The organism is Sphingomonas sp. ACRSK (genome assembly GCF_022346685.1).
GTDB classification, from domain to species: Bacteria; Pseudomonadota; Alphaproteobacteria; order Sphingomonadales; family Sphingomonadaceae; genus Sphingomonas; species Sphingomonas molluscorum.
Genome location: NZ_JAKRNR010000029.1, coordinates 1 through 16,818, shown reverse-complemented (window position 1 = coordinate 16,818; position 16,818 = coordinate 1). Strand labels below are relative to the sequence as shown.

14 protein-coding genes are annotated in these 16,818 nt (G+C 68.4%); 8 read left to right on the top strand and 6 right to left on the bottom strand.

Annotation, left to right across the window (positions count from 1 at the left end):
* Nucleotides 1-2: 2 nt before the first annotated feature.
* Nucleotides 3-1,031 (bottom strand): LacI family DNA-binding transcriptional regulator, encoded by a 1,029-nt coding sequence (locus tag MHZ35_RS14400; protein WP_239436269.1) that lies wholly within the window; start codon nucleotides 1,029-1,031, stop codon nucleotides 3-5.
* Nucleotides 1,032-1,211: 180 nt separating this feature from the next.
* On the opposite strand from MHZ35_RS14400, the gene MHZ35_RS14395 reads away from it, so the two are divergent.
* A complete protein-coding gene (locus MHZ35_RS14395) occupies nucleotides 1,212-3,509 on the top strand; it encodes a glycoside hydrolase family 3 N-terminal domain-containing protein (protein WP_239436268.1) in 2,298 nt (765 codons plus the stop codon).
* Between the two features lie 46 nt (nucleotides 3,510-3,555).
* Here MHZ35_RS14395 and MHZ35_RS14390 read toward each other — a convergent pair whose 3' ends face one another.
* The gene (locus MHZ35_RS14390) at nucleotides 3,556-4,932 is read right to left on the bottom strand and encodes an MFS transporter (protein ID WP_239436267.1); all 1,377 of its coding nucleotides are present in this window, start codon (nucleotides 4,930-4,932) and stop codon (nucleotides 3,556-3,558) included.
* Nucleotides 4,933-5,031: 99 nt separating this feature from the next.
* On the opposite strand from MHZ35_RS14390, the gene MHZ35_RS14385 reads away from it, so the two are divergent.
* The gene (locus tag MHZ35_RS14385) at nucleotides 5,032-5,352 is read left to right on the top strand and encodes a hypothetical protein (protein ID WP_239436266.1); all 321 of its coding nucleotides are present in this window, start codon (nucleotides 5,032-5,034) and stop codon (nucleotides 5,350-5,352) included.
* 118 nt (nucleotides 5,353-5,470) lie between these two features.
* Here MHZ35_RS14385 and MHZ35_RS14380 read toward each other — a convergent pair whose 3' ends face one another.
* The 3 genes from MHZ35_RS14380 to MHZ35_RS14370 are packed head-to-tail and all read right to left on the bottom strand — an operon-like array spanning nucleotide 5,471 to nucleotide 8,041.
* Nucleotides 5,471-6,244: an SDR family NAD(P)-dependent oxidoreductase gene (locus MHZ35_RS14380; protein ID WP_239436265.1), complete on the bottom strand. Its 774-nt coding sequence runs from the start codon at nucleotides 6,242-6,244 to the stop codon at nucleotides 5,471-5,473.
* 22 nt (nucleotides 6,245-6,266) lie between these two features.
* Nucleotides 6,267-7,457, bottom strand: a complete 1,191-nt coding sequence (locus MHZ35_RS14375) for a zinc-dependent alcohol dehydrogenase (protein WP_129342394.1) — start codon at nucleotides 7,455-7,457, stop codon at nucleotides 6,267-6,269.
* 26 nt (nucleotides 7,458-7,483) lie between these two features.
* Nucleotides 7,484-8,041, bottom strand: coding sequence for an SRPBCC family protein (locus MHZ35_RS14370; protein WP_239436264.1), 558 nt, complete (start codon nucleotides 8,039-8,041; stop codon nucleotides 7,484-7,486).
* 150 nt (nucleotides 8,042-8,191) lie between these two features.
* Between MHZ35_RS14370 and cysS the strand changes: the two genes are divergently transcribed.
* The 4 genes from cysS (at nucleotide 8,192) to MHZ35_RS14350 (ending at nucleotide 12,933) form a co-directional block, all read left to right on the top strand.
* The gene (gene cysS, locus MHZ35_RS14365; RefSeq protein WP_239436263.1) at nucleotides 8,192-9,649 is read left to right on the top strand and encodes a cysteine--tRNA ligase; all 1,458 of its coding nucleotides are present in this window, start codon (nucleotides 8,192-8,194) and stop codon (nucleotides 9,647-9,649) included.
* A gap of 120 nt (nucleotides 9,650-9,769) precedes the next feature.
* Entirely contained in the window at nucleotides 9,770-10,621 is an 852-nt protein-coding gene (locus MHZ35_RS14360) for a hypothetical protein (protein ID WP_239436262.1), read from the top strand.
* A gap of 300 nt (nucleotides 10,622-10,921) precedes the next feature.
* Entirely contained in the window at nucleotides 10,922-12,295 is a 1,374-nt protein-coding gene (locus MHZ35_RS14355; protein WP_204991437.1) for a class II 3-deoxy-7-phosphoheptulonate synthase, read from the top strand.
* 365 nt (nucleotides 12,296-12,660) lie between these two features.
* On the top strand, nucleotides 12,661-12,933 hold the full coding sequence (locus tag MHZ35_RS14350) for a hypothetical protein (protein WP_239436261.1): 273 nt from the start codon (nucleotides 12,661-12,663) through the stop codon (nucleotides 12,931-12,933).
* Nucleotides 12,934-12,948: 15 nt separating this feature from the next.
* On the opposite strand, the gene mutL is transcribed toward MHZ35_RS14350, so the two are convergent.
* Entirely contained in the window at nucleotides 12,949-14,742 is a 1,794-nt protein-coding gene (gene mutL / locus MHZ35_RS14345) for a DNA mismatch repair endonuclease MutL (protein ID WP_239436260.1), read from the bottom strand.
* A gap of 140 nt (nucleotides 14,743-14,882) precedes the next feature.
* Here mutL and MHZ35_RS14340 point away from each other — a divergent pair, with 140 nt between their 5' ends.
* The gene (locus MHZ35_RS14340) at nucleotides 14,883-15,926 is read left to right on the top strand and encodes a rod shape-determining protein (protein ID WP_125960494.1); all 1,044 of its coding nucleotides are present in this window, start codon (nucleotides 14,883-14,885) and stop codon (nucleotides 15,924-15,926) included.
* 16 nt (nucleotides 15,927-15,942) lie between these two features.
* Nucleotides 15,943-16,818 (top strand): rod shape-determining protein MreC (mreC, locus tag MHZ35_RS14335; RefSeq protein ID WP_239436259.1); only part of this gene is annotated, 876 nt, incomplete at its 3' end.

The following is a 16,818-nucleotide window of genomic DNA, read 5'->3' as shown; positions in this document are numbered from 1 at the left end:
CCTTATTCCCTGCCTGCCGGTTGTTCTGTGTTGATGGCCGGCCCGCTGGTTTCGCGCACGATCAGTTCGGGAGTTCGCGGCTCGACCGCATGGTCGAACCCTCCCGCGATCAGTGCTGCCAGCCGGACGACCGCACGCGCGCCGATTCCGGCGATGCCGACGCGCATGGTGGTGAGAGCCGGCGAGATCAGCCGCGCGAGCGGCACATCGTCGAAGCCGGCAATTGCGATGCGCCCGGGTACGGCGACCCCGGCGCGGCGAAGGCGCATCATCGCGCCGATCGCCATCATGTCATTGGCCGCGAACAGCGCGTCGGGTGCCTCCGGGCCATCGAGTTCGCCGAGCAGCGCTTCCGCAGCGGCAGTACCCGCCTCCTCGAAGAAGTCGCCGGGCAGGATCCGCGGCACGAGCCCGTGGCGCGCCATCGCCGCGCGATAGCCGGCGATACGCGCCTGCGCCTCGGAGTTCCCTTCCGGCCCCGACAGGTGGACGATCCGGCGGCGTCCCGTGGACACTAGATGGTCCACCATCGCCTCGGCGCCGGCGACATTGTCCACCCGCAGTTCGGCGCGGCCCTCAACATTCCCCGGGCAGTTGATCAGCACGGCGGGAAGGCTCGGCGGCAGATGCTCGAACAACTGCTCGGGATCGAGGTCCGGCGCCATGATGATGACGCCATCGACGCGCCCGCGCATTGTGCGCAGCGTCTCGATCGCACGCGCAGGGTTCGTATGCGCGTTGGAGAGCAGCAGTTGCAGCCCCCGCGTCGACGCCTCGCTGTCGATGCCGCGCGCAGTCTCGGAGAAGAACTCGCCGTGAAGATCCGGGAGCATGACGCCGATGGCGTTTGTGCGGGCCAGGCTGAGGTTACGGGCCCCCGCGTGCGGGACGTAGCCGAGCGCCGCCGCGACGGCCTGCACGCGCTCGCGCACCGCCGGCCGGACGTTGCTGTGTCCGTTGAGGACGCGCGAAACGGAGGCAACGGAGACGTCCGCCTCCCGAGCCACATCACGGATGGTGGCGTGCGCCATTGCCCTTCCCGACGTCCTTCCAAAACCCAGACCGGCACTTCCGGTCCCGCCAACGACTTGCTGTTGCGCCGCTGATCACTGTATGTGTAACCGGTTACATCAATTTGAAGCGGTGGGCAAGAAGGCGAAACAAGCCGGGCCACAGCCGCATTGGAACGCCATTTTCCGGGAGGATTTCTGATGAACGACCTGCGCATTTCCAGGCGTGCGATGGTGATGGGAGCGGCTGCGTTGACCGCTTGGCGCGCGAGTCCCGCGCATGCACTGCTGCGGACGGTCGCGGACGAGAGCCAGGGGCTCCCCGCTTCCGTCGAGGCTCTGATCGGAAAGATGACGGTCGAGGAGAAGGCCGGGCAGCTGACGCTGATGGCTGCGGCCTGGGCCGGCGGCGCGGCCAACGCGCTCAATCCCGCGGCGTCCAACGGCACCTTCGATGCCCAGCTCGCCCAGACCCGGGCCGGGCGGCTGGGCGGCGTCTTCAACGGCAATGGTGCCGAAATGGCGCGCCAGATGCAGCGCGTGGCGGTTCGCGAATCCCGCCTGAAGATTCCGCTGCTGTTCGCGGCAGACGTCATCCACGGCTTTCGCACCGTCTTCCCGGTGCCGCTCGCCGAGGCGGCAAGCTTCGAGCCGGAGCTGGTGGAGAAGGCGGCACGGGTCGCAGCGATCGAGGCGGCCGCCGCCGGCATCGACTGGACCTTCGCGCCGATGGTCGACGTCGCCCGCGACGCCCGCTGGGGCCGCGGAGTCGAGGGTTCCGGCGAAGACGTGCGGCTCGGCCGCGACATGGCGACGGCGCGCGTGCGCGGTTTCCAGGGGAAATCCTTGTGGGCCAATGATTCCGTGATGTCGTGCGCCAAGCATTTCGCCGCCTATGGCGCAGCGGAGGCCGGGCTCGACTACGGAGCGGTCGACGTCTCCGAGCGCACGTTGCGCGAGATCTACTTCCCGCCCTTCCAGGCCGCCTTCGACGCAGGCTCCGGCACGGTCATGGCCTCGTTCAACGAACTGTCCGGCGTCCCGGCAACCGCCAATCCCTGGCTGCTGGACGACGTGTTGCGCAAGGAGTGGGGTTTCGACGGCTTGGTCGTGTCCGACTACACCGGCGACATGGAATTGATCGACCACGGCTTTGCCGCCGATGCCCGGGAGGCGACGAAGCTCGCCTTCCTGGCGGGGGTCGACATGAGCATGCAGAGCGGCTTCTACATGCAGCACCTGCCGTCGCTGGTCGCCGCGGGCGAGGTGCCGATGGCGCGGCTCGACCAGGCGGTCCGCCGCGTGCTGGCGCTCAAGGTGCGTCTTGGCCTGTTCGACGACCCGTTCCGTCGCATCGACCCGCGCCGCGAAAAGGCGCGGGTGCGAAGCGCCGGGAACCTCGCCGTGGCGCGGGAGGCTGCGCGCCGCTCGATCGTGCTCTTGAAGAACGAGGGCGACCTGCTCCCCCTGCCCCGTTCCGGCAAGCGGATCGCGCTGATCGGCCCGTTCGCACAAGGAAAGCACGACCTGATCGGCCCGTGGAACGTCTATGGCTCCGATGCCGAGGCGGTCGACCTGCTGACCGGCGTGCGCCAGGCGATGGCGGATCCCTCGCTGGTGACGGCAACCGCAGGCTCCGGGGTGACCGCGCCGCTGCCAGGCGGCATCGAGGCTGCGATTGCCGCCGCAAATGCCGCCGACATCGTCGTACTCGCGATCGGTGAGAGCCAGGACATGTCGGGCGAGGCGCAGTCGCGCAACCTGGTGGTGATCCCGCCGGCGCAACAGGCCCTGGCCGAGGCCGTCGCCAAGACCGGCAAGCCGATCGTGGTGCTGCTCAAGAACGGCCGCGCGCTCGCCCTCGAAGGGGCAGTGCTCGCCGCCCCGGCGATCCTGGTGACGTGGTTCCTGGGTTCGGAAAGCGGCCCCGCGACCGCCGACATCCTGTTCGGGCGCGAGGGTCCTTCTGCGCGCCTGCCGGTCAGCTTCCCGCAGGTGCCGGGACAGGTGCCCTATTACTACGCGCACAAGCGCACGGGGCGCCCCAATCCGGCAGGGCCGCTCCAGCCCTACAAGACGCACTACCGCGAGGCGTCCAACGCAGCCCGCTTCCCGTTCGGCCATGGGCTCACCTATGGCCGGATCGAATATTCTGACCTCGACCTGGGCGGCGGCACGCTTGCCTGGGACGGCACGCTGACGGTGCGGGCGACGATCACCAACCGCGGCACCCGTACCGCCGAGGAAGTGGTCCAGCTCTATATCCACGACCAGACCGCCAGCCTCACCCGTCCGGTCCGCGAGCTGAAGGGCTATCGCAAGATCAAGCTCGAACCCGGCCAGTCGCAGGAGGTGCGCTTCACCCTCACCCGCGCCGACCTCCAGTTCCTGGGACTCGACGGCCGCCCGACCGTCGAGGCGGGGCTGTTCCGCCTGTGGGTGGCGCCCTCCGCCGAAGCGGAAGGCGTTTCAGGCGGCTTCACCCTCACCAAGGGCTGAGGCGCGCCAACGGCACCGTGCTCCTGCGCCAGCAGGGCACGGTGCCTCACCTCTCCTTCGAGCGTGCAGCAAGATCCGCGACGATCTTCGCATGGGCTCCGCGCCGGAGCGGGTTCGCCCACATCACGACGGCCGAAGCGCCGAAGCACAGCGCGGGCATGGCCAGCATCACCCACCGGATGCCCGTCACCGTCTCCGCCGTCTGCACGGCGCCGGGATGATAGCCGACCAGTTGGTAGATGAGCCCCATCAGGGCGGCGGCCAACCCCAGCGCGAATTTCTGAACGAGCGCCGACACGCCGAAACCCAGCGCCTCCACCCGCACCCCGGCGCGGTGCTCGCCATATTCCACCGTGTCCGGCAGCATGGCCCAGAACACGAGGTTGAAGCCGACCAGCGCCGCCTGCATCACCACCAGGAACAGCTGCGCCGTCCAGGCATCCGACCCACCGGCTCCCGCAAATGCACCGACCGCAGCGGTCCCGAGCACGGCGGAAGCGAACCAGAGTCCACGCATCCCGGTCCGCACGCCCAGCGCCATCCACATCGGCACGAAGAGCGCGCCCGCAAAGCCCATCATCGCCAGCGCTGCCGGGCCGCCTGCGCTGTCGCCCACGACGTAGCTGAAATAATAGAGTACCGACCGGGTGAGCGCCGTCGCGGCCATGCCGACCGCTGCCATCGCCAGGTTGAGCGTCACGAACGCGCGATTGCGGGCGAGCACCCGCATCGCGGCGAGGATGGAGACGCGCGCCTGCCCCTGGCCATAGGCGGCGGGCGATCCGCGACCGACGACGACCAGCAGCGCCGCGCCGACGAGCCCGAACAGCAGCGCCGCCGTCAGATACCCCTCCGTCCCTCCCAAGCCGCCCGGCCGGATCGCCGCAATCCGTTCGGTCCCCAGCGCCACCACCAGAGCAGCCGCCGTGCCGAAGAGCATGCGCAGACCGGAGATGAGCGCCCGCTGCCCGCTGTCTCCCGTGATCCGCGCGGTCATCGCCGAATAGGGGATGTTTACAAAGGCATAGAGCGCCCGGAACAGAAGGTGCATCGCCAGCACCGTCACCACCAAGGCAGCGCCGTCCAGCGGCGGCGCCACGTACAGCAGCACGAACCCCAGCCCCAGCGGCACCGCCCCCGCGCTCAGGAACCAGCGATAGTCGCGGCGGGAGCGCTCGGCGTGAATGCCGACCAGCAGGTCCGCGATCCCGTCCCACACCGATCCGATCAGCAGCACGATGCCGGCCACCGCAGGCGAGAGCCGCAGCGCATCGGTGTAGAAGAACAGCAGAAAGAAGCTGAGGCTCTGCCAGTACAGATTGCAGGCGAAATCGCCGGTCGCAAAAAGGGCGATCCGGCCGAGCGAAGGCTTCGCCGGACTCGCCGTCCGGTCAGCCGGGGCAGGAGCTTGGGGGGAATTCATTGCGCGCACCCCGTGCCGTCCGGGACGCGCTTGTCAACCGCGGCCGCCGGCGGAACGCAGCGGCGCGCAGGCGCGTTCGATCGGCCAAAGGAGAGCCCCATGACCCATATCGCCGCCACCTCCCCGATCGAGCGCATCGCGCGCGTGCTGGTGGCGCACGCGCTCAGCCCCAACGGCCGCGGCGATGCCGAGCCGGACGAGGTCGTCAGCGCCGAGGTCAACGACCGGCTTGCGGACGAATTGCCGCGTGCCGCAGCGATCCTGCGCGCGCTGCGCGAACCAAGCCAGGAGATGGTGACCGCAGGCAACGCGCTGGGAAGCGCCGACGCCGCCGAGATCTGGGACACGATGGTCCGCGCAGCCCTTGGCGAAAAGCCGCGCGCCGCGCCGGCCGCGATACCGACCCCGCTGGCCGGCTGACGCAAAAAGGGGGAGCCGCGCTCCCCCTTTCTTAGGCAACCTCCAAGAGGCACCCACCCTCACAGCACACGTTGCGCCGACCCTGGGCTCCCGCCGCGGCGGAAGCCCAAAGAGCCGATCATTCCCCGTCTGGCTTGGCCATGTTCTCGTGCATGCGGGCCAGCAGGGTGTCCGGGACGACGTGGCTGACCGCCGCCTGGATCTTGTTCTTGGTCCCGGCGACGACATGCGGCGTGCCCTTCTGCATCGCGTCCCAGCCGGTGCGCGCGACCATCGCGGCATCGTCCTTGTCCTGGGTGCCGACCGGCGTGTCCATCATGTTGGCGCGCTTGAAGAACTCGGTCTCCGTCGGCCCCGGCATCAGCACGGTGATCGACACGCCCGTGTCCTTCAGCTCGTTGCGCAAGGCATAGGCGAAGCTGTCGAGATACGCCTTGGTGCCGTTGTACACCGCCTGGTAGGCACCCGGCATCAGCCCGGCGATCGAACCGGTGATCAGCACCTGGCCGGCATCGCGCGCCTTCATCCGCTGCAGCATCTTCTGCAGCAGATAGGTGGTGCCGGTGACGTTGGTGTCGATCACCTTGCGCCACGCCGCCACGTCCTGCTCGACGAAGGCGTGACCCAGCCCGCGTCCGGCGTTGGCGACGAGCACGTCCACCGGCCGCTCGCCGATCTTCGCCAGCAACTGGTCGTTGCCTTCGAAGGTCGCGAGGTCGGCCTGCACCGTTTCCACCGTCACGCCAGTCCCGACCAGCGTGGCCGCAGCCGTTTCGATCTGGGGCTCGTCGGCGACCAGGATCAGGTCGAAACCCTCGCCTGCCGCAATCTTCGCGATCTCATAGCCGATGCCCGTCGAGGCACCGGTAATCACTGCAAGCTTTTCTGCCATGCTTCGAGTTCCTCTCCGGCGTTCAGGCCGTGGCCTTCGCCCAGTCCGGCTTCAGCACCACCTTGGTGCATTCGTTCTGCTCGTTCTTGAACTTGGCATAGCCCTTGGGGGCTTCCTCCAGGCTCATCCGGTCCGAGATCAGGAAGGTCGTGTCGAGCTTCTCCTCCAGGATCGCCTGGAGCAGCCCAGGGAGATAGCGCTGGACGTGCGTCTGCCCCGTCTTGAGCGTCAGTCCCTTCTCCATCACCGCGCCGAACGGGAACTTGTCGACGAAGCCGCCGTAGACGCCCGGCACCGACACCCGGCCACCCTTGCGGCAGGCCATGATCGCCTGGCGCAGTGCATGCGGCCGATCGGTGCCCAGGAAGGTCGACGCCTTGATCTGATCGACCACGTTGTCGAGGTAAAGCCCGTGGCTCTCCAGCCCGACCGCGTCCATCACCGCGTCCGGCCCGATGCCGCCGGTCATCGTCATCAGCGCATCATAGACGTCGGTCTGCTCGAAGTTGATGACCTCCGCGCCCATCTGCTTGGCCAGTTCCAAACGGTGCGGGAAATGGTCGATCGCGATCACCCGATGCGCACCCAGCACGAATGCGGATTGGATGCCGAACAGCCCGACCGGACCGCAGCCCCAGACCGCGACCGTGTCGCCGGGCTCGATGTCACAATTCTCCGCCGCCATCCACCCGGTGGGCAGGATGTCCGACAGGAACAGCACCTTTTCGTCCTCGATCCCGTCCGGGATCACGATCGGGCCGACGTCGGAGAAGGGCACGCGGACATATTCCGCCTGGCCGCCGGGATAGCCGCCGGTCATGTGGCTGTATCCGAACAGCCCCGCGGGTGCCGCGCCCCAGAGGTTGGGGGCGATGTCCTGGTTGTCGGCCGGGTTCGAGTTGTCGCAGGCCGAATATTGCTGCTTGCCGCAGAAATAGCATTCGCCGCATGCAATCACGAAGGGGACGACGACCCGCTGGCCCTTCTTGAGCGTGGACTTGGGGCCGGTCTCGACCACCTCGCCCATGAACTCATGGCCCAGGATGTCGCCCGCCTTCATGGTCGGGATATAGCCGTCGTAAAGGTGCAGGTCGGATCCGCAGATCGCGGTCGAGGTGATCTTGAGGATCGCGTCCCGTGGGTTGAGGATCTCGGGATCGGGAACCGTATCCACGCGGACGTCGTGCTTGCCGTGCCAGGTGAGCGCTCGCATCTGGTTTTCCTTGAGAAAAGAGGGGATCAGGCCTTGGGCGCAGGATTGGGCGGCGAGCTCGTCGCGATCTCGCCCGTCTCCAGCAGCTGCTTCAGCCGCCGCAAGTCCCGCCGCGCCTGGATGCGCGGTTCCTTCTGGGTGAGCTTGGCCACCACCTTGCCGATGAGACCGCCCGGCGGCTCATAGGCGATGGCCGCGGTCACGACCGTTCCGCGCCCGGGGTTCGCATCGCTGAACGCCACCCAGCCGCTGTTCTCGACATCGGCGCCCTCGGCCGACTTCCACGCGATGCGCTCGCCCTCGACGTCCTCGGTGACGATCGCGTCCCACTCGTAGAGGCCGTTCGGGCCCTTCACCTTCCAGTGGGAGCGGTTGCGATCGAGGACCTCGATCGACTCGACGTTCTCCATGACCCCGGCGAGGTTCGAGAAGTCGCGCCAATAGGCATAGAGTTCCTGGCGGGGCTTGTTGATCGTGACCGCGACGCCGCTCACCGAGGATTGGCCTCCGGGCGTGTCACTGCGCCGTACCTCGGCGTCTTTCGCAAGGATGTCGGGCGCGTCGTCCCTCGCCTCATCGCTCATCGCATCGCTCCTGGGCTGTTTCTGCTTCGCGGCGTTTCGCAAATCGCCTTGTGCTGCCAACCGACAGCGCGCGCGCCCGTTCCGCCGAGCGTCGCGAAAGTCGTTCGGACGCGCGTTGGCAGCGCCGCACGCAAGAGCTATGCGCCCAGCATGTCGACCGCACCGCTCACGCTCTACAATTCGCTGACCCGTTCGCTGGAGCGCTTCGCGCCTGCCGATCCCGAGCGCGGCGTGCGGGTCTATTCCTGCGGCCCGACGGTCTACAATTATGCGCACATCGGCAACCTGCGCGCCTACGTCTTCACCGACACGCTGGCGCGCGTGCTCAAGTGGAAGGGCTATTCCCTCACCCACGTCATCAACATCACTGACGTCGGCCACCTGACGTCGGATGCGGATGCCGGCGACGACAAGATGGAGGCCGCCGCTCGCGCCCAGGCGCAGAACATCTGGGACATCGCCGCCCACTACACCGCCGCGTTCAAGCAGAACCTCGCCGATCTCAACATCGCCGATCCCACGCGCTGGTCGGTCGCGACCGACCACATCGCCGAGATGATCGCCTTTGCCGAGAAGATCGCGCCGGAGCACTGCTACGAACTCGAAAGCGGCCTCTATTTCGACAGCAGCAGCGTACCGAACTATGGTCGCCTCGCCGGCGGCCAGGACGACGCGGCCGCGGGGCGCATCGATCCGGTGGCCGGCAAGCGCCACCCGCAGGACTTCGCGATCTGGCGCAAGTCGCCGCCGGGCGAGCAGCGCCAGATGGAATGGGACTCGCCCTGGGGTAAGGGCGCGCCGGGCTGGCATCTCGAATGCTCGGTGATGAGCCTGAAGTATCTCGGGCCCGAGCCGTTCGACATTCACACCGGCGGCATCGACCATCGCGAGATCCACCATCCCAACGAGATCGCACAGAACCAGGCTTATTGCGGCTGCACCGGTGCGGACCCGGATTTCACCGGCGCGCGCTTCTGGATGCACAACAACTTCCTGGTCGAACGATCGGGCAAGATGTCCAAGTCCAAGGGCGGCTTCACCACCCTGCAGACGCTGATCGATGCGGGCGTCCACCCGCTCGCCTATCGGCTGATGTGCCTTTCGGCCCATTATCGTTCCGAGCTGGAGTTCTCGGGCGAGAACCTGCTCGCTGCGCTTACCCGGCTGAAGCGACTGGTGATGACGGTCTCCGCGCTCAAGGCGCGTGCGGGCAATGCGGAAGGCGACGCGGAAAAGGCAGCAGCCTATCTCGCGCGGCTGGACGAGGCGGTGTCCGACGACCTCGCCACGCCGCGTGCGCTGCCGGTGCTCGATGAATTGCTGGCCGACAAGAAGCTGTCGCCCGCCGACCGCCTGGCAGCCCTCGCGCAATTCGATGCGGTGCTCGGCCTCGACCTGCTGCACCTGGAGCGTACCACCCTGCGGGTGCGGCCGGCCGTGGCCACGCTGACCGCCGAAGCGGTCGAGGCTCGGCTGGCGGAGCGCAAGCAGGCTCGCGTCGACAAGGACTTCGCGCGCTCGGACGCGATCCGCGACGAACTCTCGGCAGCACAGATCGAGGTGATGGACGGCGATCCGCTGGGCTGGGACTGGAAACCGACGCTGTAGACTGGCAGCGCAGCAACATCCTTTCGGGGGCGAAACGGAACCGGCCGCGGCGCAGGATCATTCAAGCAGCCGTTCCGATCGGGCCATGGCCCGGCCGGCGGCAGCAAGAAAGGACCGTGTATGGCTTTTGGCTTCCCTCCTCGACGCGCTCGGACGCTCGCTTCCGCTGGCGCGCTCGCGGCGCTGCTGGCGCTGGGCGCCTGCAACAGCCCCAGCGAGCCTGCCGCCGAGAACAGCGAAGCGGCCCTCAACGACGGAGTCCTCGACGAGAATGCCGTCGACGAGGATGTCGTCGACGAGGCGACCATCGAGGATGTCGAAGTGGAAGCCGTTCCGGCCGTGACCAGCAGCACGTCGTCGGCAGACGCCGCGGCGGTGGCGGCCGCAGCGGCGACGGCGGCAGCGATCGCGGCCGACACGGGCATCACCCGCGTTCGCCACGGGGATGGCTGGGCGTGGATGCGCAACGGCCAGATCGTCCGCACCGCGTCGCGTGACGGCAAGCAGGTCGCCTATTTCCGCAACGGCGAGGATGCCCCCTATTTCGTCCAGCGCGACGACCGCGGCTATACCTATGAAGGCGGCAAGGTTCGCGGCGTCGTCGATCGCAATGGCAGGTCGGAAAGGCCGGACGCGACCCGCACCCGCGAGGCCGAACAGGTCGCCCGGACGGCGCGCAACCAGCGTGACGAGGCCAGGCAGCAGGCGGCGCGCTCGCCGCGGCCGACCGCCACAGGCAGTGGCCGCACGCAAGCCCCCGCCCAGACCCAGCACGGGAGCCGCGATACCGATACCGCGCGCACCACTCCGACCCCGACCCGCACCGCAGCCGCGCCCGAGGCTCCGAGGCGTACGGAGCCGACCGCCAACCAGCGCGGCGACCGGGCAGTTTCGGCCAATCCCAGGGCGCAGGCGACGCCGCGCACGACCTCCGACCGGGAGCAGGAGCGGCGCGAGGACGGCCGCCGCTGATTGAAGGGCGCCATCCCCGATCAAGGGATGGCGCCACAAAGCGGGTTGCAGAGCCTTACCCTGTTCGGGTAACGTCGGCGCATGACGACGCTAGCCGGTGCCAAGATCCGACGTTTCCGCGAAGAACGCGCGCTGACCCGCGCGGGCTTCGGCGCATGGTACGACACGCCTGGCAGCACCGTCCAAGGCTGGGAAGAAGACGGCAAGCGCGCGAATGCCAAGGTGGTCAACCAGATCGCCGCGAACGGCATCGCGCACCACGCCGACTGGTTCATCCCGGCTCCCTCGCTGGAGAATGCCATGGCCGCGAACTGGGCCCCCGACAGCTGGAAACGGGCCGAGGCCCGCCAGATGCCCGACTATCCCGACGCCGACGCGCTTGACGCCGCCACCGCACAGCTCGCGAGCTTCCCGCCGCTGGTGTTCGCGGGCGAGGCGCGCAACCTGACGGCGGAGCTGGCGGAAGTTGCGGCCGGCCGCGCGTTCCTGCTCCAGGGCGGCGATTGCGCGGAAAGCTTTGCCGAGCACAGCGCCAACAACATCCGCGACACCTTCCGCGTGCTGCTGCAGATGGCGGTGGTGCTGACCTTTGCGTCCAAGCTGCCGACGGTGAAGCTCGGCCGCATGGCGGGCCAGTTCGCCAAGCCGCGGTCCGCGCCGCTGGAGGCGCAGGATGGCGTGGAGTTGCCGAGCTACCGCGGCGACATCATCAACGACATCGCCTTCACGCCGGAATCCCGCATTCCCGATCCGCAGCGCATGATCCGCGGCTATTCGCAGTCGGCAGCGACGCTCAACCTGCTGCGCGCGTTCGCGACCGGCGGCTACGCGAACCTGCACCAGGTGCACCGCTGGACCCACGACTTCATGGGCCGCGGGCCGCTGGCGCAGAAATATGCCGACATCGCCGATCGCATCAGCGAGGCGTTGGACTTCATGTCCGCCTGCGGGATCGACGCCGACAGCGTGCCGCAGCTGAAGGCGACGAGCTTCTACACCAGCCACGAGGCGCTGCTGCTTCCGTACGAGCAGGCGCTGACCCGGCAGGATTCGCTGACCGGCGACTGGTACGACACCTCGGCCCACTTCCTGTGGATTGGTGACCGCACCCGCTTTGAAGGGTCGGCGCACGTCGAATATCTGCGCGGCATTCGCAACCCGATCGGCATGAAGTGCGGGCCGAGCCTGGAGCCGGATGCACTGCTGCGCCTGCTCGACGTGCTCAACCCGGGCCGGGTGCCGGGGCGCATGACGCTCATCACCCGTTACGGCCACGACAAGATCGAGAAGCACCTGCCGACGCTGGTCCGCGCGGTCCAGCGCGAGGGCCATCCGGTGGTGTGGAGCTGCGACCCGATGCACGGCAACGTCATCAAGGCGGCGAACGGCTACAAGACGCGGCCCTTCGACCGGATCCTCGCTGAGGTGCGCGGCTTCTTTGCCGTGCATCGCGCAGAGGGCAGCTTTGCCGGCGGCATTCACGCGGAGATGACCGGCCAGAACGTCACCGAATGCACCGGCGGTGCGGTCGCGGTGACCGAGCAGGCGCTTGCCGATCGCTACCACACCTATTGCGATCCGCGCCTCAATGCCGGGCAGAGCCTGGAGCTCGCCTTCCTGCTCGCCGAGATGCTGAACGCAGAAATGGCGGAACGCCGGCGCGCTGCGGCATAGCGCTGGTTTCCGATCCGGGGCTCCGCTGGGCTGCTACGGCTCACGGTGCCCCGGAGGCGCGCGTTGGCTACCGATTGTTAGGGTTCTCGCGCTAGGAGCGGGAAGTGGCAATCAGCTGATCCGGCACGCGGGGGTGCATCGACGGAGGGCTGCTCGCCGACAGGGGGCCGTCAACCGTGTGGATGTTGCTATTCGTCGCGCTTCTGCTCGCCATCCCGACCTACGGCTTGTCGTTCCTTCCGATCCTCGGCGCCCTCGCATTGAGAGCCTGGACCGACAGAGCGACCCAAGAGCGACAGCCAGCACCTACGGCTTCCGTAGCGCAACCGAACGCGCCACGCCCGGCACCCAAGCAGATCGCCGCCGTGCCATCGTGGGCGAAAGACGCGACCGGCATCGAGCGCTTCAAATCGGACCTGCTGGTCGCGCTCCCCAGCAGGGGCGTGCCTAGTCCCTATGTCTCGGCGATCTTCTCGCGCGAAGAGACGGCGCGTCTGTGCCTCGCCTCCGCGCAAACGGCGGAAGAAAACGGACGAGACTTCTACCGACAATGCTTCGCAGCGGCCGACTTCATCGTGCGGCAATGGAATAGCCTCCACCCTGCCGAGCAGAAGAAGTTCTGCGATCGCCACTTCTGAACCGCCCTTCCGGGGCTACTTTCTCCCGAACAGCTTCTCCACGTCCGTCATGGACAGCTTTACCCACGTCGGTCGACCGTGGTTGCACTGGCCGGAATGCGGCGTCACCTCCATTTCGCGGAGCAGCGCGTTCATTTCCGCGACCGACAGCACCCGCCCTGCCCGTACCGATCCGTGACAGGCCATGGTGGCGGCGACATGGTCGATCCGCTCCTTCAGGCTGAACGCCGTGTCGTGCGCGGCCAGCTCGTCGGCGAGGTCGGTGACCAAGCCGGCAATGTCGCTCTTCCCCAGCATCGCCGGGGTCGCGCGGACCAGCATCGCGCGGGGACCGAAGCGCTCCAGCTCCAGCCCGAATTCGGCGAGTTCGGCGCTGCGCTCCTCCAGCCGGTCACAGGCAGGCTCGTCGAGTTCGACCACTTCAGGCAGCAGCAGCGCCTGCGCGGCGACGCCGCCCTGCGCGAGTGCGCGACGCATGCGTTCCAGGACCAGCCGCTCGTGCGCGGCATGCTGGTCGACCAGCACCAATCCATCCTCCGCCTCCGCGACGATGTAGGTCTTGGCCACCTGCCCCCGGGCGACCCCCAGCGGATGGGACACGGTCGCCGGCACGGGCGCCTCCGCAACCTCCGCCCGCGCCTGGAGGGGAGGCGGCGTGAAGAAGCTGGTGCGCGGCTCGTGAAAGCTCGGCACCGGTACATAGGGTGTCGCCCCCTGCCCTGCCGCCGCCGCGGCTGCGAACAGTGCCCCCTCGGGCATCGCCGGCGCGAGCGGCTCCTGCTGCCACGCCGCGAGCGCATCCGCCTGCGGGCGCTGGACCACGCGGTGCCCGGCAGCGTCCAGGGAACGCCGCAAGCCGCCCACGATCAGCCCGCGTGCGAGCGCCGGGTCGCGGAAGCGGACCTCAGTCTTAGCCGGGTGGACGTTGACGTCGATCTGGTCAGGCGGCACGTCCAGGAACAGCGCCACCACCGCATGGCGATCGCGCGCCAGCATCTCGCCATAGGCACCGCGGACCGCGCCCGCGAGCAGCCGGTCCTTCACCGGCCGACCGTTGACGAACAGATATTGATGGTCGGCGATTCCACGGTTGAAGGTCGGGAGCCCCGCGACGCCGCCCAGCCGCATCCCCTCGCGCACATAGTCGATCGCGACGCTGTTCTCGGCGAGCGCTCGGTCGACCAGCCCGGCCACCCGTTCGGGCTGGGTCTCGCCGCCCTGAACCGACAGGGCGCGCCTGCCGTCATGCTCCAGCGAGAAGGCGATGTCGGGCCGCGCCATCGCCAGGCGGCGGACCGCGTCCAGGCAGGCGCCGAACTCGGCGCGCGGCGTGCGCAGGAACTTGCGACGGGCGGGCACCCGCGCGAACAGCCCCTCCACGCGGATGCGCGTGCCCGGCGGGATCGCCGCCGGTCCTTCCGCCTCGACCCGGCCGTTGTCGACCGTCCGCATCCAGCCGGCGCTGCCGCGCGGACGGCTTTCCATCGTGAGCCTGGCGACGCTCGCGATCGAGGGCAGCGCCTCGCCGCGGAAGCCCAGCGTCTCCACCGCCTCGATGCGCTCGTCGGGCAGCTTGGAGGTCGCGTGGCGCTCCAGCGCCAGGGCCATGTCACTCGGCGACATGCCGCATCCGTCGTCGGTCACTTCGATGAGGTCGATGCCTCCGCCCGCGATGCGGACGGCGATCCGCGCAGCGCCTGCGTCGATCGCATTTTCGACCAGTTCTTTCAGCGCGCTGGCGGGGCGTTCCACCACTTCACCGGCGGCGATGCGGTTGACGAGATGCTCGGGCAGGCGTCGTATTGACATGGGTGCCGCTCTAGCCCAAGCGGCGCCATCCCGCGACCCGCATCCGCCACGTAAATCGGCCGGAGAGATCCAGTCGATGGGGTCCGGAACAGGTGCGAACTGCCGCGACGGGGGCGACGCGGCGATAGACGGAACAACTGATGGCGCTCTTCTCCCGCTTCTTCAAATTCATGTCGCACGACATGGCGATCGACCTCGGCACCGCGAACACGGTGGTCTATCTGCGCGGTCGCGGTGTCGTGCTGAACGAGCCGTCGGTGGTGGCCGTGGAAACGCTCAACGGCGTCAAGAAGGTGAAGGCGGTCGGCGACGACGCCAAGCTGATGATGGGCAAGACGCCGGGCTCGATCGAGGCGATTCGCCCGCTTCGCGACGGCGTGATCGCCGACATCGATGTCGCCGAGCAGATGATCAAGCACTTCATCGAGAAGGTGCACGGCAAGCGTCGCTTCGTGCGCTGGCCGCAGATCGTGATCTGCGTGCCGTCGGGCTCGACCTCGGTCGAGCGCCGCGCGATCCGCGACGCTGCCTCCAATGCCGGCGCGAGCCAGGTGTTCCTGATCGAGGAGCCGATGGCGGCCGCAATCGGCGCCGACATGCCCGTGACCGAGCCGATCGGCTCGATGGTCGTCGACATCGGCGGCGGCACCACCGAAGTCGCAGTGCTCTCGCTGCGCGGCCTCGCCTACTCCACCTCGGTCCGCGTCGGCGGCGACAAGATGGACGAAGCGATCGTCAGCTACGTCCGCCGCAACCACAACCTGCTGATCGGTGAGGCCACGGCCGAGCGCATCAAGCAGGAAGTCGGCACCGCTAAGCCGCCCGTGGACGGCATCGGCAAGGTGATCCACATCAAGGGTCGTGACCTCGTGAACGGCGTGCCCAAGGAAATCCAGATCAACCAGGGCCAGATCGCCGAGGCACTGGCGGAGCCGGTGAACACCATCGTCGAGGGCGTTCGCATCGCGTTGGAGAACACCGCACCCGAACTGGCCGCCGACATCGTCGACCAAGGCATCGTGCTCACCGGCGGTGGCGCGCTGCTGCATGGGCTGGACGAGGTGCTGCGCGACGAGACCGGGCTGCCCGTTTCGGTTGCGGAAGATCCGCTGACCTGCGTGGCGCTGGGCACCGGCCGTGCGCTCGAGGACGAGATCTACCGGGGCGTTCTGCTCGCCGTCTGATGGGGGGTTGCCGGCCATGGCGCCGCAACGCGACCGGCGTCCGGGCTTTTCGCGCCGGGCGCAATATGGATTGTTCCTGGGCTATGTCGCGGCGGCGGCAGGGGCGCTGATCGCGGCTGCCCTGCTGCTGCTGTCGACGTTCCAACCCGCAGCGTTCGCAGCCGCGCGCGGCGTCGTGCGCGAGGGGACGGCACCCGTTTCGCTGGGGCTGCGCCACGTCCGCGACTTCCTCGCGAGCGGCCCGGCGGCCGTCGCGGAGCATTTCCGGACGGCGAGTGAGAACCGTCGGCTGCGCGCCACGCTGAAGCAGGACGAGACGCTGGTGCAGCGCGCACGCCTGCTGGCGCGGGAGAATGCGCGGCTGCGACGGCTTCTCGAGGTGCGGGAACTGCCGATCCAAGCCGTGGCCACGGCCCGGCTCGTGAGTTCGAGCGCATCGAGCACGCGGCGCTACGCCGTGCTTGCCGCCGGTTACAGCCAAGGCGTGCGCTCCGGTCAGCCGGTACGTGGGCCGGAAGGGTTGCTGGGCCGTGTGGTCGAGACCAGCGCCAATACCGCACGCGTGGTTCTGCTGACCGACCCGGACAGCGTCATCCCCGTTCGTCGTACCCGCGACGGGCTGCCCGCGATCGCCAGCGGCCGTGGCGACGGGTTCGTGGACGTGCGGTCCGCAAACATTGCGAACGCGCCGTTCCTTGCGGGGGACATCTTCGTGACGTCGGGGATCGGCGGCATCTATCCGCCCGGGATCCCGGTTGCCCGCGTGCTCCAGAATGCGCGCGACACCGCAACCTCGCGGGTCTTCGCCCAGCCCGATCGCGCGGACTACGCGCTGGTGCTGCAGACCTTCTTGCCGCCGTTGCCGCCGCCCCCCGCCTTCCCGGCTTCGAGC